The sequence below is a fragment of the Acinetobacter sp. 24-47-64 genome (assembly GCF_057737055.1).
This window is the reverse complement of record NZ_CM173215.1, coordinates 1990289-2009572: the sequence shown is the minus strand read 5'-3', so window position 1 is coordinate 2009572 and position 19284 is coordinate 1990289. Positions and strand designations below refer to the sequence as shown.

Below are 19284 nucleotides of genomic sequence, written 5' to 3'. Positions count from 1 at the left end.
AGGTAGGATGTGTTATAACTTTGTGAAAAATATATTTGAAACGGTGAATTTAGCATTAATTTTGCTACTCTTAAGCCGAATTCAGTCTTTTTAATCTTTTGTCAGAGAGGGAAATCATGCTTTTGGCCAGACCCAAAACAGTTTTGAAGTTGTCTAAACCATCTATTCACTCAGCATTGATCGCGGTTGCTGTCGCTTCTTTTCTTGGTTTGTCGGGCTGTGCATCGAAACCCCAAATCCATAATTCTGCTCGTTATGCTGTTGCCCCTGACTTCTATACAGTTCGTTCTGGCGACACTTTAAGTAAAATTGCGGCACGTTATGGATTGAGCTATTTGAGCATTGCGGAGATGAACGATATTGCACCGCCTTATCGCATCTATGTAAATCAATCTTTAAGATTAAAACCCTCTGGCAATCGACAAGTGACACGTTCGACCACGCGTCCTTTGACAGCGACTGAAACTCAGATTCAACGTCAAACCATTCAGTTACCAACAAAACCAGCTGTGGTTACGCCACCACCACAAACCACACCAGTACCAGCGGTAACTGCTGCAGTACCGACGACTTCGACTAAAGCAACTTCATTACGCTGGGTGAAACCATCGAATGGTCCAGTCATTGAAAACTTCAATGTGGCAAGTAATGTCAAGGGATTACGTTTTGGTGGCAATGTTGGTGATCCAATTTTTGCAGCAGCTGATGGTCAAGTGGTTTACGCTGCTGATGGTTTAAAAGAATATGGTAATTTGGTGCTCATTAAACATATTGATGGTTATATCACTGCGTATGCGCACAATAACCGGATGTTAGTGAAGAGTGGGCAAAACGTAAGTGCAGGGCAACAAATTGCAGAAATGGGCTCGAGTGGTGCAACCCGTACGATGCTTGAGTTTCAAGTTCGTTTAGATGGTAAGCCAATCAATCCAGCAAATATTTTGCCAATCAACTGAAGATATTTAGTGCAATTTAACAATTTCTTCGTATAATACAATGAGTTGCTTTTGTTAATTTTTGTTAATTAGAGAAGCATCTCATAATTTCAGAGGGAAATTTATGTTAGATCAACTTCGCTCGATGGGCGTATTTGCATGTGTTGTTGAAAAAAGCTCTTTCAGTGGTGCTGCTCGAGATTTAGGCATTACGACGAGTGCGGTTAGTCAGCAAATTCGTTCACTAGAACAAGAAATGGAAGTAACACTTCTGCACCGTTCCACAAGAAAACTAAGTTTAACGGAAGCAGGGCAGGCCTTTTTTCATAGCTGTCAAGAAATGCTCGCTGCAGCAGAGCGCGGTAAAATTCGAATTAATGAGTTACGAGACGATTTAGTTGGTGATTTACGTATTGCAACAACGCCAGAACTCGGTGCAACCCATGTAGTTCCTGCGTTGTCGCATTGGATTTCGGCACATCGTGGTTTAACCGTTCACTTTGAAGTTGAAAATCAATTTGTCGATTTGATTCAAGAAAGAATCGATATTGCAGTGAGAATGTGTTCTCGCGTGGATGAGTCTAATCACTTATCTTGTCTGCCGCTTGCACGCGTGGATCAAGTCTTGGTGGCTTCACCAAGTTATTTGAATCAAAATGCAGTTATTTCAAGACCTGAAGATTTAGCACAGCATGATTTGATTCCAGTAAATATTGTAAAAAATCAGCAAATGATGACATTTGAACACAGTACATCGCGTGAATTGGTGAATGTGTCCATGGAAAATCGTTTACAGACAAACAATGTTTATGTCGCTAAATCACTGTGCCAAAATGGTCACGGCATTGCGCGATTATTATATCTGGATGTGCAAAAAGAATTAATGAATGGCACATTGGTTGAAGTTTTACCTGAATGGAAGTTACCTGCATACACTTTGAATGCAATGACATTAAAACGTGAACAACAACCAATGAAAATTCATCGCTGCCTAGATGCTTTAAAACAATATTTCAGCCAGTTGCCTGGTGGTCGAGTATTCCAAGAAGCATCTTAAGTGTTCTTCTTAATAAAAAAGCCGCAATATGCGGCTTTTTTATTGATCTTGGCTTAAGCCAAGAAGTTTTTAATCGCTGGAACTAAGCGTTTTAATAAATCATCAGCTTGTTTTTGATTCATATTCAACGCTGGCAACAAACGAACGACATTACCTGCGGTGACATTAATAATTAGATTGTGCTCTATGCGTGCAATATCCACCAACTCTGCGCATGGTTTTGGTAATTCAATACCAATCATCATACCAAAGCCGCGAACAATAACGTTTTGATCTGAAAGTTGTGTACGGAATTGATCAACTAAGTATTGGCCAATTGTTGCTGCATTTTCAACAATATTTTCTTTTTGCATCAAATCGATAATCGTGTAGACAATGCGCGAACCTAATGCAGTACCACTATAAGTTGATCCGTGGTTACCTGCAGTAAGAATACCTACACCTTTACCTTGAGTCATCACTGCACCAATTGGGAAACCATTACCCAAGCCTTTAGCTGTCGTCATGACATCAGGAATAATATTGGTATGTTGATACGCGAAATATTTTCCTGTACGACCGTTACCTGTTTGAACTTCATCTAGCATCATCAACCAATTATGTTGATTACAGATTTGACGAATTTCTTCAAGATAACTAAAACCTTGAGGGGCAGTATTTACACCACCTTCGCCTTGAATCGGTTCAACGAGAATCGCGACGATATCTGGATGGTTGATTGCTGCTTCTTCAATTGCTTCAATGTCGCCAAAAGGTACACGGATAAAACCTTCAACGAGCGGGCCAAATCCTTCTTGTACTTTTTTATTGCCTGTCGCAGAAAGTGTTGCCATTGTACGACCATGGAAAGAATGATCAGCGACAATGATTTTCGGTAAAGCAATACCTTGCATATGACCGTATTTACGCGCAATTTTAATTGCACCTTCATTTGATTCAGCACCACTATTCGAGAAGAAAATTTCTTCCATACCAGACACTTCAGCTAACTTTTGCGCAGCTGCAGTCTGCCAAGGTACTTCATAAATATTACTGGTGTGAATAAGCGTCGCCGCTTGTTCTGCAATTGCTTCTGCCAAAACTGGATGTGCATGACCTAGACCACATACTGCAATGCCAGTCAGCGCATCTAAATATTCTGTACCTTCAGCTGTATAAAGATACGAACCTCGGCCACGCACAAAGCTGATCGGTTGACGGCTGAATACAGGCATCAAATGAGATGGTTGATCAGTTTGAACTGGAGCGAGGGTGATATTGTTCATGTCTAACTCGTATTTGTTAGGTGGAAAATAAAAGTTTATCTAAGCAAAATCTGCTTAAGATTAAAAGCCTAATTGCAAATTAAACTGGAAAAATTTAGCAATCCATACTCTTTACGGCGGTTTTAGGTATAATGCAGGCAGAATAGTTGAGGATTTAATCAATGACTGAACAAGTGCGTGATACAGAAGCGTTAATTCGTGATCAAATTGCAAAACATGCAGTTCTTCTTTATATGAAAGGCACACCACAGTTCCCACAATGTGGTTTCTCTGCACGTGCAGTTGAAGCATTGAGCCAAATTGGTCGCCCATTTGCTTATGTAAATATTCTTGAAAACCAAGACATTCGTGCGACTTTGCCACAAATTGCAAACTGGCCAACATTCCCACAATTATGGATCAATGGTGAGTTGATCGGTGGTAGTGATATTATGCTAGAAATGTTCCAAACAGGCGAATTAAAAACGCTCGTGGAGCAATATAGCCCAGCGCCTGAAGCTTAATTTGAGCGCAATAAAAAAAGCACCGATGGGTGCTTTTTTTATTTTTGAAAATTTCAAACTAGTTTGAAGTTTCATCAGCGAGTTGAGAAGGTTGTCCTTCAACATTGATCGCTTTATCTTTTTTAGCTTTGTCTTTTTTATTCTTTTTTTTCTTTTTCTTTGGCTCTTCTTCAATTTCAGCGCCATCTTCAATGGCTTGCCAATATTCTAGCTGCTCCATGACAGCAGCATAAATTGAACCTTTGGTATAGCGACCTTTTTTATTTAATTCTCCGACAGGACGCGCCATGAGAATCTCAAGTGCTTGATCAATTGTGTTAATGGCATGAATATGGAATTGACCTGCCTCGACAGCATCAATCACATCTTGACGTAACATTAGATGCTGCATGTTTTGACGTGGAATAATGACACCTTGTTTGCCTGTTAAACCTTGAAGTTTACATGCATCAAAGAAACCTTCGATTTTGGCATTGACGCCACCAATCGGTTGTACTTGACCTAGTTGATTCATTGAACCCGTAATCGCCCATGACTGATCAATCGGCAGTTGGCTGATCGCAGAAATTAAAGCGGAAAGTTCTGCAACGGTTGCACTATCACCATCGACTTGACCGTAACTTTGTTCAAAAGCCAAAGCGGCAGAGAAGTGCAAGGTTTGTTCACGTCCGAAATGTGCCTTTAAGAAAGATGACATTAACAGTACACCTTTAGCATGAAGTGAACCTCCTAACTCCACGCTACGTTCGATATCTAAAATATCGCCACCACCTTGATACACTGAAGCAGTCAAGCGTGATGGTAGGCCAAATTCGACATCGGCGTAGTGAATCACGGACAAAGCATTTATCTGACCGAGTCGATGACCACGCGTTTCGATAAGCTGTGTACCACGAGATAAATCTTGCCAGTACAACTCTCGTAAATAACCTAGACGATATTGGCGGTGTTTGAGCGCAGTACCGATATGTTCTGCTGTCACCATAGTTGCATTAGATTTGGATGCATGGTGATGAGATTCATGAATCAGATCACCTAAAGTTAAGGCATGTAGTGACAACGAACTCTGATCCTCTGCTTGACGACTTGAGTCGGTCAGTAAAGCAGCCAAGGCAGAACGATCAAATGGAAGGAGTTTAGAGGATTGAACATAGTCTGCAATCAAATGCATATAAGCTTGTTCATTTTCGTCATTACGTTGTAATGTGTCGGTAAAATCAGCTCTGATTTTAAAGATACTTCCTAACTCAGGCTCCACCTCCAGAATCTCATAATAGATTTCTGGTTCAGCCATTAAAATGACTTTCAATTGTAATGGAATCGATGCTGGCTCAATTGAAATGCTGCCCGTCAGCGTTAGCATGTGCTCTAGAGATGAGAGTTTAATTTGACCAGACTTAATCGCTCGTTTGAGTCCTTGCCATGCATAAGGTTGTTCTAAAAGCTGCTCAGCCTCAAGCATTAAAAAACCACCATTGGCACGATGCAGTGCACCAGGTCGTATTAAAGTGAAATCAGTGCTGATAGTGCCATTTTGCGTTAATTGTTCAACATGGCCAAGTAAGTTGTAATGTGTGGGGAAATCTTCAAAGATGACTGGTGCCCCAGAATTTGGCTTGTTGTTAATGACTAAATTTGCTTGATAACGCGCAGGGACACGGTTAAATAATGCAGGTGAAAAATCACTTTCTTCCTGTTCGAGTACGGTTTCCACATTGTCGATAATATCTTGAGCATATAATTTTAAGTATTGTTCAAGATGTTTGATATCTGGAAATTTATTTAAAATATGTTCCATGCGAGGAATAATGACTTGTTTGGCAATGTCACGATTCAACTCAGACACCATATCACGTGCTTCATCTTCAAGATCACCAATCTGTAAACCTAAACGCTCAAGCTTTTTATCCATATAACGGATATTAGACGCAATTTCAGAACGTTCTTTGCTACTCAGTGCATTGATGTCATCTTGAGACATCTCTTGAATTTTATTGTCTTTAAGATGAACAGGAATAAAGCAGTGTTCTTCATTACGACTGATCAACTTTAAATCAAGCTCTTCACCTTCTTTGGTGAGCTCAATCAAAGCTTGTTGTTGTTCATGACCTGTCGTTAAACGAATTTTTTCAATCCGATTGTGATACGTTTCAGCACTAAAACGACGTTCGAGCTGTTTGAAAATGGTTTGCCATGTTTGATGTAGCGTACTTTGAAACTTTGCGCCTTGTCCTGCAGGAAAGTTAAGCGCAATTGGGTTGCGTGCATTTTTGAAGTTGTATACATAAACCCAATCATCCGGTGTAGGCATATCTTTGGCATGTTGCTGGAGTAAGCGCTTGATCATGGTGCGTTTACCCAACCCTGCCGTACCCACAGCAAAGATGTTATAGCCTGAGTATGGGAGGGCAATGCCTGCTTCTACAGATGCTTTAGCACGATCTTGTCCTAAAAAATTATTAAGGGGCTTGATACGTTTTGTAGACGCAGGAATATTGTCATAATTTGGAATATGCGTCAGTTGTTCTGGTTTGAGTGCTGTTGCATTCAAGGTGTTTTGCGTGGCTTCAAGTTCAAATACGGATAGGAGCTTGTTTTGCGAGTTTTGTTCTAAGTTTGTGGATGTCGTGGTTAAAGCTACTGCGGTGGAACTAATTTGATCGTGTCTCTGGGTCACAGGTGAAATCCAAAACTATAATTTACATTTGATAGTTTAAGGTATACAGGTTTAGCCAAAAATATCAAGTTGAGATAGATCAAATTGATGAAATACTCGGTGAAGTTTGCGTAAATTATATTGAAACCAAGCGCATTACAGAGTTGAATAGCGAGAGTACTTTTCACTGAAAATAACAACGCAATGACATCACAATCTTCGTCACCAGAATCAGCTGGATGGACTTCGGCATTTAAAGCCTTTCTTGATCGACGCGCGATCATTATGCTTTTTTTGGGTTTCTCATCAGGTATCCCAATTTTTCTGATTTTTTCAACTCTATCTTTCTGGTTGAGTGAAGCCGGTATTCAGCGTAGTACCATTACCATGTTTTCATGGGCAGCCTTAGCTTATGCCTTCAAGTTCATTTGGGCACCTTTGATTGACCGATTACCATTGCCTTATTTAACAAGGAAATTGGGTAAACGACGAGGGTGGTTGTTGGTTTCTCAAATTTTGGTCGCAATTGCTATTTGTTCAATGGCATTTACTGATCCGAGTATTCATGGAGGGAGTGTAGGGCCATTTTCAAGTTTAACGTTCATGGCGATATCCGCAATCTTTCTCGGATTCTCATCAGCGACACAAGATATTATCGTGGATGCTTATCGTATTGAGTTGACACAAGATACGAGTGTTCAGACGGTTATGGCTTCGACCTATAACGCAGGTTATCGAATTGCGACCATTGTAACTCAGCTCGGTGCATTACTCTTCGCTGCATCACTTGGTACAGCCATGGGTAACTATATTTATGAGGCGTGGCAGTCCACCTATTTACTCATGGCTGGATTGATGATGGTCGGGATTGTGACGACCTTAGTGATTCATGAACCGGTAGTAAATCAAGAACCTCATCAGTATCAAGCAAAGGATTATTTTCAGTTATTTATCGTCTTTGTGATTTCAACAGTAGTCTTCGTTTGTGGGTTTCTCCAATTTGGTGCTTGGATTTCACAGTTAAATATCGATGGTAATTTTCTGTCATTTATTGGGCAAGTTTTACGTTTCTTCGCAAGTGTGGCGTTGGCTGTGTTGGTCGTATTTGGATTAACCCGAGCAAAACTCATTGATGAAAAAATAGTCGTCGAGACATGGCTATCACCGATTTTAGATTTCTTCAAACGTTATGGTTTGAAAGTTGCGTTAGCTATTTTATTACTCATTGGTTTTTATCGAATTTCAGATATTGTCGCTGGGGTGGTCGCCAATCTTTTTTATCTTGATTTGAATTTTGATAAAGAAGAAATCGCTTGGTTTAACAAGTTTTTCGCCATTTTTTTTGTAATTTTAGGTGGCTTCCTTGGAGGCTTATTAGCTCAGCGTTATAACATTATGAAAATGATGTTGGTGGGCGCTATTGTTGCCAGCACGACCAATCTCATCTTTGTGGGGCTCGTAAAATCTGGACCAACGATGAATCAAGTCTTGGTACAAATGGGAGGTCAACAGCATCAAGTGACTCCTGATGAAGTGGGGAACTGGTCTTTAAAGCTCCCTGCATTTAATTTTGCTGAACATCATAGTATTCTAGTGTTATCCACCCCTGATGGTTATGATAAAGCCCTGAATGTTGAAATCCCGCTTCAACGCTATTCGAGTCAAGATGATTCTCAGATTTTCATTCAAGCCATTGGAGGGGACGATATTCTCTACCAAGATGAGTTAAGCAAGGATGTCATTATTCGCGGTCAACTCTCGAACTTAAAAGCTGACAGCACACTACAAACACTGAATATTCGTATTTCAAATCAGCAAGTGATACCTGCGAAGTTGGATCAAAATAATTGGAGCGTGGTCGTCCCCGGAGACAGTCTAAAAGACCACACTAAATTTACGGTGCAAGCGGTTGTGCAGCATGCAGGTCAGGTGCATGAATTAACCCAAGATCATATTTATAAAACAGTTTCAACGATCCAACCGAAGTCACGTATGGCTTTATCTGATCTTCCAGCTGTTCAAGTTGATAGTGATCAAATAGTCGAACTCAAAGGTAAAGTGGTTGTCCCTTATAGCAAGGTGTGGCTGGTGATGGGCATTGTATTTGACAATCTCGCATCAGGACTTGCTGGTGCAGTATTTATTGCGTTCCTATCAAGTTTGACTAGCGTTTCATTTACAGCAATGCAATATGCAATTTTTAGTTCATTGATGTTATTACTTCCAAAGATGATTGGTGGCTATTCAGGTACAATAGTGACAAACTTCGGTTATTCATCATTCTTCTTTATGACTTTTTTAATGGGTTTACCTATTTTGTTACTTGTTATTTGGGTGGCGAAATTGTTAAATCAGTTGAAAAGTACATCTTTCAATCAATAGGTAAATTTTATGCGAATGTTACATACCATGTTACGTGTAGGCAATTTAGAGCGTTCATTGGCGTTCTATACTGAAGTACTCGGTATGACTTTGCTTCGTAAACGTGATTATGAAGAAGGTCGATTCACTTTAGCCTTTGTGGGTTATGGTGATGAAGAAAACAATACTGTTCTTGAGCTAACGCATAACTGGGATACAGACAGCTATGAGCTGGGTAATGCGTATGGTCATATTGCGATCGCAGTGGATGATGCGTATAAGGCGTGTGAAGAAATCAAAGCACGTGGTGGTAACGTTGTCCGTGAAGCTGGACCAATGAAAGGCGGCGTAACCGTAATCGCTTTTGTGGAAGATCCAGATGGTTACAAGATTGAACTTATTCAACAAGACAGTAACGCGAGAAATAATTAAATTTCACTCGCTGATTTGTGAGTAAAATTTTAAAGATAAGCCCAATCAATGTGTATTGGGCTTATTTTCAATTCAGATAGAATAAAAAGAGGGATATGGGGTGCTAAAGCTCTTAGCGTTAGATCGTTTCACGATATTGCTGTTTGTTATGGTGATTTTAGCGTCAGTGATGCCAATTTCAGGTGTTGCTGCTCGCTATTTTTCTTATTTCACCACGATTGCAATTGCAATCCTATTTTTTTTACATGGTGCAAAGTTATCACGTGAGGCGGTGATTCAAGGCATTAAACATTGGCAATTACACAGTTTGGTCTTTGCACTGACGTTCGCAGTTTTCCCAATTCTAGGATTAATAGCTAAACCTGTATTGCTACCGCTACTTGGACAAGAACTGTATTGGGGCTTCTTGTTTATGTGCTTTTTACCCTCAACAGTTCAGTCTTCTATTGCATTTACTTCTGTAGCAGGTGGTAATGTCGCAAGTGCTGTGTGTAGTGCTTCATTCTCTAATATTATTGGTATGTTTATCACTCCTATATTAGTGACCTTATTTATTTTAGGTCAGTCTGATCATGGGTTCGATCCAACCAATGCGATAGTCAAAATTATTCTGCTGTTATTGGTTCCATTTATTCTGGGACAATTATTGCGTCCTATCGTTTTTCCTCTGATTCAAAAAGCCCCGAGTATTGTCAAAACTTTTGATCAAGGCTCAATTCTTTTGGTGGTGTATGGCGCATTCAGTAGTGCAGTCGTAGCAGGTCTATGGAATGAAGTCAGTGGGGTGACCTTAATGTGGTTAATTATTGCATGCTCTGTGCTTCTGACTTTGATTATGCTTTTAGCCTATCACGCCCCAAAGTGGTTTGGATTTAATCGTGCCGATCAAATCGCTGTATTTTTTTGTGGTTCTAAGAAAACACTCGCAAGTGGAGTGCCTATGGCGCAAATTCTTTTCATTGGACAACCTATGGGGATGATCATATTGCCAATTATGATTTTCCATCAAATCCAATTAATGGTCTGCGGAATTATTGCAAATCATTGGTCCAAGCAAATTGAAAAGTCTTAAAGGAAAAATTCGCTATCTGAAATAAAGTGGCGTATAATGTCGTCCACTTGTTGTGCTTAGCTCTGACGGAAGCCGTCTCGGTGGGCCAAAAGAATGGTCTGTTGTGGTGTTGATCTGCTGTATTTCAGCCTTTCCTCTGCGTCTGTTGTAATGGATGAAGAGAGTGATCAATTGCGATGACAGCTAAAGCCTTCTTAACTCTATGGAGAATCGACCATGCGCGCCGATATTCACCCAAAATACGAAAAATTAGTTGCTACTTGCTCTTGCGGTAACGTAATCGAAACTCGTTCAGCTGTTGGTAAAGAAACACTTTACCTAGACGTATGCTCAGCTTGCCACCCATTCTATACTGGTAAGCAAAAGAACGTTGACACTGGCGGTCGTATCGACAAGTTCAAACAACGTTTTGCTGGTATGTCACGTTCTATCAAACGTTAATACCCAAAATAAAAAAAAACAGGCGTTCAGCCTGTTTTTTTATGTCCAAAATTTGGAATTAACTTTGATCTTGAACATTCATGAGCTGATCCAATTTACGCTGGTAATAATCACCTTGTAAAAATCTCACGTCGACATTCCATGCGTTGGCAAAGCTATTCATATCATTGAGATTTTTGAGTAATAAATTGACTGATCGATGACTATTGAAGTATTCAATCGCTTGTTTAAAACGTTCAATACCTTCTTCAGTATTTAAATCATCTGTGAATTCTTCATGCAGCGTGAAATTCTGAATATTGGCAACTTTGAGAATGAGATCACTACATTTACTTAATCCAAACTCGCAAACGGCAATATCTGCACCTTGTGCTCTCAATACCTCAATCGCAGGCAGAATTTCATTTAAATGTTGAGCAATGTATTTTTCTTTAAACTGTAAAATCAGTGGTTGAGGTGCTTTTGCTCCTACAATCATGAGCAGTTTTGAAATTAATTCTGCCAATTGATGATGCTTTAAAAGAACATGGTGTCGTAAATTAATAATCAGTTTAGCTTCAGGATATTGTGTTAAAAAATTGTGCAGTTGCTTTGCTGCTTCAACCAAAATCCATCGGTCAATTTTAATAGACAACTCAGGGTCATCCACCAATTCTTCAATATCGTCCAATTGAATCCATTGGTTTTCAAAAATAAACCCACTGCTTACTTCATAGGTATTAAGACTAGTGTCTTCTTTATCATAGATTTGTTGGAACTTTAGCGTAATTTGATCGCGTTCAAGAACTTTACGAAGATGTACTAGGATATCGCCGTGAACTTCGTCTGACTGTACAGGTTCTTCAATTGCTTGAGATACAAATTCTGTTGAATGATCAGGCTCTACTTCAGAAGAAGGTGTATTCAACTGAATAGAGGTCGGCTCATCTGCTTGAGTAACTTCAAAATGAATCTCTTCAATTTCTTCAAGCGTTGTCTCTAAAGCAGCATCATTGCTCAATAAATTGGGTAGGGGTGTGTTATAAGCATTTGCAATGAGCTGTTCAAAATTATCTACATTTAAATCTGACAGTTTGAAGAGACTATAACCAATTTTGACATGCTGTTGATAGGTTTGATCTCCCAGATTGACGAGCCTAGGTTTTTCAAGCGCATGTAGCGCAGAGAGTCTTGATTTTAGAACTTCAATCGTTTCAGCTTGAATGATAGTGGCATACAGGGCTGTTTCAATTTTAAATACAGCGCCATTGGTCTGTTCGAGAATAAAGTCTGAAAGTTTGCCGAAATAGCCTTTAAAAGTATCCCAATCAGAACTCAAGATATAGTCTGGACAACTGGCTAGGCTGAAGATGACCAAAGCATTTTCTTGAGCAGGGTGTTCTTCAAGATGTTGTAAAATTTTTGCCAATGTTGTGTGTGGTGCAATTCTACTGTCTTGGTGAGGTGCAGTCTCAAGTTGAGGACTAAATAGTTGATCATCCTGTTGAAAATGCGTTGAAATCGTAATTTCAATGATTTGATTTTGATCTGTAGGATTACATTCAATTTGGACTGGATTTTGATGTGTTAACTGTGGATTAAGAGAAATCAGTTCAAAAGGTCCATACTCAAATTTACCGAAAGCTAATTTTTTAAATCGTGCTTTAAAAGATTGAATATCCTCAGGTTGTATTAAATCAATGAGCGGGGATCCAATAACGTCATCAAACGTGTTGAAGCCAAATAAATGCGTAAACTCATGGTTGCATTCAACGACAATCCCTTCTTCTATGATTGCAACTGCTTTTTTATGCTCTTCGATCCAATTTTGTTTAATTTGAACATTGTGTTTCAGTTCATCCGTTAATTGCATCTGATTTTTTTGTAAGCGACTAAAAGCCAATGCTCGAATAATTTTAAGTAAACATTGTTCAGGTTGATCAATATTTAAAACATCGTAGATGCCCATCGAAATGAGTTTTACTTCAGACATTTCTAGCGCTTCTGGAGCTAGATAAAGTGTTGGGGTAAAAGCTTTATCAGAATCTGCAAGCAGTCGAAGAAAATGAGTTAAGGTCATTTCATAGGCACGACCAAACAGAATTAAATCCCAATCTAAATGAAGTTGCTTTTCAAGACTCACTTGATCATCGAGTAGCACTGCTTCTACCTTGTACTCGCGTTTTTCGAGTAAAGAGATAATATGGTTATAACGAATCTGATTATCATCGACAATGAGTAAGCGCATTCCAGATTGCTTTAATTGTGTTGATAGAAGTAGGTTTTTCACTTCAATGCTTCCCATACGTCTTGAAAACGATTTGATTCAAGGTTTTGATGTTGTAAAAATTCATCAATCAGATATTGCTGCTCATCATTAAATAATTCAAATTCAAATTGAACAAAACTTTGTGTGATGAGCATGGTCTTTATCAATTCTACTTTGATATCTTGATCAGTTAAGCGTAAATAAATAGATTGTTGTTCTTTGAAAAACTGTAAATTTGGCAAAATAAGAGAATGCTGTGGAGCATCAATCTTCAAGGTATGTACAAATAAACATGGATGATAATTAAAAGAACTTCGATCTGTATAAACTTTTGCGGCGCAAGGGTGGATGTCGGGTCCAATCACTTCAAGCCCAAGTTCATAGCTTTTTTTAACAGATTGTTTGATCCAACGAATTACACCACCTTTCCATTTGCTGTTCACTCCCTCATTGATCAGGATAAATTCACCAGTTCTTAAATTTGGAGGTGCTTCTTCTTCTAACCAACGTACGCGATAACCATTTAAACTGATATCTAAAACTTGAGCCGCATGGATTTGACGTGCCTGTTTATCTAGAACCTTGTTTGATTTGTCTGTATAGGCATCTGGGTAGTCATTTAAATATGTAAATGCAAACTCGTCTTCTGATTTTGATTTAGGCGGTGTTAGTCGTAAGGTTTCGCTAAAAGTTTTGGTTTTAGAGAGATAATAATGAGCGGTAAGTAAACTGAAACAGAGTTGTAACTGAGCGGAATGTTCATAACGTTCATGTCTGCGTTCAATGGTCGAGCCTAAAACATTTTGTACATGAAATTTAAGAGGCGCAGTTAAATATGCTTTCTCTTTCTTAGATAAATATTCATTGTCCTTTTGAATGGTTAAGTTGACATGCTCAAGCAACGATTGTGTTGCCACGAAAATGTTTGGTTTAAAACTCTCATGGTGTTTTCGGTTGTAAACTGGCGGATGATCTTTAGTGGTATCAATAACGTAACGAGATAAAGCGGTTTCGCGTGGTAAAACTTGCACTAGTTGCGCCCAATCCGCTGTGCATTGATAGAGCGCGTAGATCTCAGAAGGACGAATTTGGTGAGTATTAAATATTTCTAATAATAAGACTTGGGCATAGCATTGTTGAATATTTTTTAAAGCGTGATGCGTGCCTTGCAATAAATTAATATTCACCGTGTGTTCTTGGTTTTTTAATGCCAAATCATACAGATAATGGGTCATTAACCATTGCTTAGACAAGGCGGAACGATAAAGCATCTGTTGTTGTACTAGCAATAAACCCAATTGTTGAAGAGCGTAATAACTGGAAAGGAGTCGTGCAGTTTTCACATTACGCTTTTGAGCAAACTTCAAAATAGAAAACTTTTGTTGTTTTAGCTGCATTTCACTGCGCTGTGCAATATCTATGTAGATATCAGCAAATAATGTTCTCAAGCGAGTGGTTAATTCTATAATATCTTTGTTACGGTCAGATAGAAAAAGACCTTGATTTAAAAAGTTTTTTTCAAGTCTCTCTAAAATATTTTCGATCAAAGGGTGTAGCGCTTGAATAAGATCAAAGCGCAATGTTTCCGAACATTTGAGTTCAGCGATTTCATATAGGGCTTTCAACACCGCTTCAGAGGTGTCACCTAATTGCATAATTGAAAGTTGAGATGCCCAAAAACCCAAGTCCTGAACATTTGCATTTGCAAAACTCAGTTGATCTCGAGTCAAGGCAGTAGGATAGTGAAAAATTTCTGAAATCTGAGCCTGAAGCATGTGAATGAGTCTCTAAAAAGTGGCAACTCCATAAAGCGGTGTTTTATTCTGTTCTCCCGCAATTTCTCTAACCAGCTTTGGAACCAAGTATCCAGGCAACCTTGCCAAAACCTCTTTATAGATTGAATCAATAGATTCACTTGGTAAATCAAAATGCTGAGCACCTTTCACTTTATCCAACACATGTAAATAATAAGGCATCACACGCGCATCAAATAATCGATGACTTAGATCAACCAAAATATCAGGATGATCATTAATACCTTTTAATAACACAGCTTGATTCAACACCAAAATATTTTGTTGTGAAATTTGCATTAATTTCGAAGCGGTAAAGTCATCAATTTCAGTAGCATGGTTTGAGTGTACCACTAGAATAATACGTAGCCTACTGTTTTTTAACAGAGAAATAAGTTCATCATCAAGCCGATTTGGGATAACGATTGGAACTCGAGAATGAATACGCAAAATTTTAAGATGTGGAATTGAACTTAATCTATCGATCCAAACGGCAAGTTTACGATTTGAAAGTGTTAGGGGATCCCCTCCGCTTAAGATCACTTCATTGATTTCTGGATGAGTGAGTAAGTAGTCTTGTATTTTTTTCCAGTCGTCATTTTTAGGTAAATTTTCTTGATATGGAAAATGACGTCTAAAACAATAACGACAATGAACAGCACATGCACCTGTTAAAGTCAGTAAAAAACGTGACTGATATTTATGTAATACACCTGGAATTAAATTGGCAGCCTCCTCATCAAGGGGGTCTGTCACAAAATCAGGATGTTCATTTAACTCCAGATGATGAGGGAGTACTTGAAGTAACAGTGGATCATCAGGATTAGATTTTTGCATCTTCGCGACGAAGGCGCGAGGGACTCTTAATTTAAATTGGGCTGATGCCAAAATTGCACCATGTATTAAATCTTCAGGTTGCAATTCCAAGAGTTCAATGAGCTCATGTGGGTCAGTGATTAAATCGCTGAGTTGATTTTGCCAATGTTGCTCTTGATACAAATAGTGGGTCATACAGTTTAAATTTAGAGGGAGATGAAAGGCTTCATTTTAAATCAAAACCCATTGAAAAACTCAGTTGTGTCCTGATTAAGCCTTCTTTATTGAATGTTGGGATGAAAATACTCAAGCCTAAAGATGATCAAATTAAGTCTACAACAGTAGTTCTGCATGGAACTTAGACAGCTTAAACGTTGTATTTAGGAATTTATCATTGCGGCAGAGTAGGTTGGTCATTTAGAATACGCAACATAAATGCATGTGCATGTGGCATATCATGCACCTGTCAGCCTTGCTAAATGACAGTGTAGCAGCCCATCGCATTAATAGATTAAAGTTAGTAAGTTTGGAGTGAGCCTCTCATGGCCTATTATTCTACGAACGATTTCAAGTCTGGCCTTAAGGTAATGCTTGATGGTAACCCATGCTCAATCATGGAAAACGAATACGTTAAACCAGGTAAAGGCCAAGCGTTCAACCGTGTTAAATTACGTAACCTTAAATCAGGTAAAGTATTAGAAAAAACATTTAAATCTGGTGATTCTTTAGAAGCAGCAGATATCGTAGAAGTAGAAATGGACTACTTATACAACGACGGCGAACTATGGAACTTCATGGATCCTGTGACTTTCGAGCAAATTGCGGCTGACAAAGTTGCAATGGGTGATGCTGCGAAATGGTTGAAAGACGATTCAAACGAAAAATGCACAATCATGTTATGGAATGGTGTTCCTTTAACAGTGAATGCACCTAACTTCGTGGTATTAAAAATTGTTGAAACTGATCCAGGCGTACGTGGTGATACTTCTGGCGGTGGTGGTAAACCAGCGAAACTTGAAACAGGTGCTGTAGTACGTGTTCCATTATTCGTTCAACAAGAAGAAAGCGTTCGTGTTGATACACGTACTGGTGAATACTTAGAACGTGCATAATGGTGTAAATTTATACTATTATCGAAAGGGATGATGACAATCATCCCTTTTTTAATGCCAAGGTCTAAGGTAAAGAAGAATTATTGAGGAGTATAGTCGCAAGGGAAAACAGCAGTAACACGAATAATAAAATTGAGCTGATTGCAAATACGAAATAATGAGGGTTTGATATGGATCAAATACAACCGAAGTCATCCATGACTTCGAAATTGATTTGGATTATTGTGGCCATAATCGGTGCAGTATCCTTTGGAATATTAGCGGTTAGTCGTGGAGAACATGTCAACGCAGTTTGGCTCGTACTCGCTGCAGTCTGTGTTTACAGTATTGCATATCGTTTTTATAGTTTATTTATTGCTAATAAAGTATTCGAGTTAAATGCTCGGCGTTTAACACCTGCGCACCGTCTAGCGGATGGTCTAGATTATGTGCCTACAAATAAAAGTGTTCTGTTTGGTCATCACTTTGCTGCGATTGCAGGTGCTGGTCCGTTAGTTGGGCCTATTCTTGCTGCGCAAATGGGTTATTTACCAGGAACGATTTGGCTGTTAGTCGGTGTTGTACTGGCAGGTGCAGTCCAAGATTTTCTAGTTTTATTTATTTCTACACGCCGTGACGGACGTTCACTGGGTGAAATGGCAAAACAAGAACTGGGTTCATTTGCAGGAATTATTGTGATGCTTGGCGCATTAGGGGTAATGATCATTATCCTAGCTGTGCTTGCACTCGTGGTGGTTAAAGCATTAACCAATAGTCCATGGGGTGTGTTTAGTATTGCTGCCACCATTCCAATTGCATTATTTATGGGCGTATATATGCGATATATCCGTCCAGGAAAGATTGCCGAAGTTTCAATCATTGGCTTTGTACTAATGATGCTCGGTATCATCTACGGTGAAAATATTGCTCAACATCCTTATTGGGGGCAATTATTCACTTTATCTGGTACAGAGTTAACATGGGCATTGATTATCTACGGTTTCATCGCTTCTGTATTACCAGTATGGTTGTTATTGGCTCCACGTGATTATTTATCGACTTTCTTGAAAATTGGCGTGATTGCAGGTTTAGCATTGGGTATCGTATTTGCGATGCCTGAATTAAAAATGCCTGCAATTACCCACTTCGTAGATGGTACGGGACCTGTATTCTCTGGATCACTTTTCCCATTCTTATTTATTACCATTGCCTGTGGTGCAATTTCAGGTTTCCATGCATTGGTTTCATCAGGAACTACACCTAAGCTCGTAAATAATGAACGCGATATCCGGATGATCGGATACGGCGGTATGTTGATGGAATCATTTGTCGCAATCATGGCGATGATCTGTGCAACGATCTTGGATCCAGGCGTTTATTTTGCCATTAACTCACCAGCTGCGGTGATAGGAACGACGGTTGAAAGTGCCGCAGAGGCGGTACGTAATTTAGGATTTGTGGTTACACCTGAAGCTTTAACACTACTTGCTCAAGAGGTTGGTGAAAGCACAATTCTTTCTCGTACTGGTGGTGCACCGACGTTTGCGATTGGTATGGCGCACATCATCACTGAAATTTTTAATAGTCGTGAAATGATGGCATTTTGGTATCACTTTGCAATATTGTTTGAAGCGCTATTTATTCTAACTGCTGTTGATGCAGGAACACGTGCTTGCCGTTTTATGGTTCAAGATACTGTGGGTATCGTTGTCCCATCGGTTAAAAACTCTAAATCGTTTGTGGGCAATTTGATTGGTACTGCCGTTGCAGTCGCAGGCTGGGGTTTCTTTGTATATCAAGGCGTAGTTGATCCACTGGGCGGTATCAATAGTTTGTGGCCATTATTTGGTATTGGTAACCAAATTTTAGCTGCGATGGCGCTGATGCTAGGTACTGTCATTTTGTTCAAGATGAAGAAAGAAAAATATGTGTGGGTCACCATTGTTCCAACGATTTTCCTATTCATTACAGCGATGACTGCTGGTTGGCAAAAAATCTTCCATGAAAATCCAAAAATCGGATTCTTGGCACAAGCAGATCGTTTCAATGCGGCTATTGAGCGAAACGAAATTTTAGCGCCTGCGAAATCAATTGCGGAAATGCAAACTGTTGCTTTATCTAATCAGATTAATGCTGCGTTGTGTGCATTCTTTATGATTGTTGCCGTGGTGATGTTGTTTGCTGCCATTAAAGTGATTCGTCGTGCTTTAGCAAATCCGCAGCCAACAGCTCAAGAAGCTGAAGCAATTTATACAGATCAAATCCCTGCAGGAGAGACCAAATGAGTTTGAAAGAACAAATTCGTCAAAAGCTGGCATTGGGTAAAATCATTAAATTCACGATTTTGGCTCAGCCGAAGAAGTTTTTAATGTTGAATGGAATCAAAACAGTTCAACTGATTTGGCAGCGGTTACAACAAAGTTTTCGTTTAATGGTGGGGGTGCCAGATTACCAAAACTATGTAGAACATATGAAAAAGCATCACCCTGACCTAGAGCCAATGGATGAAAAAACTTTTCATCGCTATTGTGTCGATGCACGCTATCCAAGTGCAGCAGGCGGTATGAAGAAATGTCCATGTTAATTTTCTAGTATTAAAAAAAACGGCACTGAG

At 39.3% G+C, this 19284-nt stretch carries 15 protein-coding genes; 10 read left to right on the top strand and 5 right to left on the bottom strand.

From position 1 onward, the window contains the following. Positions 1 to 116: 116 nt before the first annotated feature. Positions 117 to 956 carry a peptidoglycan DD-metalloendopeptidase family protein gene (locus tag AC1M85_RS09605; protein ID WP_179998373.1) on the top strand — a complete coding sequence of 280 codons (840 nt, stop codon included), beginning with the start codon at positions 117 to 119 and terminating at the stop codon, positions 954 to 956. Between the two features lie 103 nt (positions 957 to 1059). Then, positions 1060 to 1992: a LysR family transcriptional regulator gene (locus tag AC1M85_RS09600; protein ID WP_179998372.1), complete on the top strand. Its 933-nt coding sequence runs from the start codon at positions 1060 to 1062 to the stop codon at positions 1990 to 1992. Between the two features lie 53 nt (positions 1993 to 2045). Here AC1M85_RS09600 and AC1M85_RS09595 read toward each other — a convergent pair whose 3' ends face one another. Then, on the bottom strand, positions 2046 to 3257 hold the full coding sequence (locus AC1M85_RS09595) for an acetylornithine/succinylornithine family transaminase (protein ID WP_488212960.1): 1212 nt from the start codon (positions 3255 to 3257) through the stop codon (positions 2046 to 2048). Between the two features lie 161 nt (positions 3258 to 3418). On the opposite strand from AC1M85_RS09595, the gene grxD reads away from it, so the two are divergent. Next, complete coding sequence (grxD, locus tag AC1M85_RS09590; protein WP_092766094.1) at positions 3419 to 3760, top strand: Grx4 family monothiol glutaredoxin; 342 nt, start codon at positions 3419 to 3421, stop codon at positions 3758 to 3760. Between the two features lie 58 nt (positions 3761 to 3818). Here grxD and AC1M85_RS09585 read toward each other — a convergent pair whose 3' ends face one another. Continuing rightward, the gene (locus AC1M85_RS09585) at positions 3819 to 6437 is read right to left on the bottom strand and encodes a Lon protease family protein (protein WP_488212959.1); all 2619 of its coding nucleotides are present in this window, start codon (positions 6435 to 6437) and stop codon (positions 3819 to 3821) included. A 183-nt stretch (positions 6438 to 6620) separates the two neighbouring features. Here AC1M85_RS09585 and AC1M85_RS09580 point away from each other — a divergent pair, with 183 nt between their 5' ends. The 4 genes from AC1M85_RS09580 (at position 6621) to rpmE (ending at position 10722) form a co-directional block, all read left to right on the top strand. Continuing rightward, positions 6621 to 8798: an AmpG family muropeptide MFS transporter gene (locus AC1M85_RS09580; RefSeq protein WP_488212958.1), complete on the top strand. Its 2178-nt coding sequence runs from the start codon at positions 6621 to 6623 to the stop codon at positions 8796 to 8798. A 9-nt stretch (positions 8799 to 8807) separates the two neighbouring features. Then, entirely contained in the window at positions 8808 to 9209 is a 402-nt protein-coding gene (gene gloA, locus AC1M85_RS09575) for a lactoylglutathione lyase (protein WP_481588447.1), read from the top strand. Between the two features lie 148 nt (positions 9210 to 9357). Continuing rightward, the gene (locus AC1M85_RS09570; RefSeq protein ID WP_488213867.1) at positions 9358 to 10281 is read left to right on the top strand and encodes a bile acid:sodium symporter family protein; all 924 of its coding nucleotides are present in this window, start codon (positions 9358 to 9360) and stop codon (positions 10279 to 10281) included. Between the two features lie 216 nt (positions 10282 to 10497). Further along, positions 10498 to 10722 carry a 50S ribosomal protein L31 gene (gene rpmE, locus AC1M85_RS09565; protein WP_004971624.1) on the top strand — a complete coding sequence of 75 codons (225 nt, stop codon included), beginning with the start codon at positions 10498 to 10500 and terminating at the stop codon, positions 10720 to 10722. A 58-nt stretch (positions 10723 to 10780) separates the two neighbouring features. Here the strand turns inward: rpmE and AC1M85_RS09560 are convergent, their stop codons facing one another. The 3 genes from AC1M85_RS09560 to epmB are packed head-to-tail and all read right to left on the bottom strand — an operon-like array spanning position 10781 to position 15774. Then, positions 10781 to 12991 (bottom strand): EAL domain-containing protein, encoded by a 2211-nt coding sequence (locus tag AC1M85_RS09560; protein WP_481589770.1) that lies wholly within the window; start codon positions 12989 to 12991, stop codon positions 10781 to 10783. Further along, on the bottom strand, positions 12988 to 14745 hold the full coding sequence (locus AC1M85_RS09555) for a GTPase (protein ID WP_481595521.1): 1758 nt from the start codon (positions 14743 to 14745) through the stop codon (positions 12988 to 12990). Before AC1M85_RS09555 ends, AC1M85_RS09560 begins: the two co-directional genes overlap by 4 nt. 12 nt (positions 14746 to 14757) lie before the next feature. Then, a complete protein-coding gene (gene epmB, locus AC1M85_RS09550) occupies positions 14758 to 15774 on the bottom strand; it encodes an EF-P beta-lysylation protein EpmB (RefSeq protein ID WP_481596850.1) in 1017 nt (338 codons plus the stop codon). Between the two features lie 347 nt (positions 15775 to 16121). Here epmB and efp point away from each other — a divergent pair, with 347 nt between their 5' ends. The 3 genes from efp to AC1M85_RS09535 all read left to right on the top strand — a co-directional run bounded on the left by efp (position 16122) and on the right by AC1M85_RS09535 (position 19254). Beyond that, entirely contained in the window at positions 16122 to 16691 is a 570-nt protein-coding gene (efp, locus tag AC1M85_RS09545) for an elongation factor P (RefSeq protein ID WP_035265851.1), read from the top strand. Positions 16692 to 16861: 170 nt separating this feature from the next. Next, positions 16862 to 18955, top strand: coding sequence for a carbon starvation CstA family protein (locus AC1M85_RS09540; protein ID WP_481608340.1), 2094 nt, complete (start codon positions 16862 to 16864; stop codon positions 18953 to 18955). Further along, complete coding sequence (locus tag AC1M85_RS09535; RefSeq protein ID WP_481588442.1) at positions 18952 to 19254, top strand: YbdD/YjiX family protein; 303 nt, start codon at positions 18952 to 18954, stop codon at positions 19252 to 19254. The genes AC1M85_RS09540 and AC1M85_RS09535 overlap by 4 nt, the downstream gene beginning before the upstream one ends. Positions 19255 to 19284: the final 30 nt, after the last annotated feature.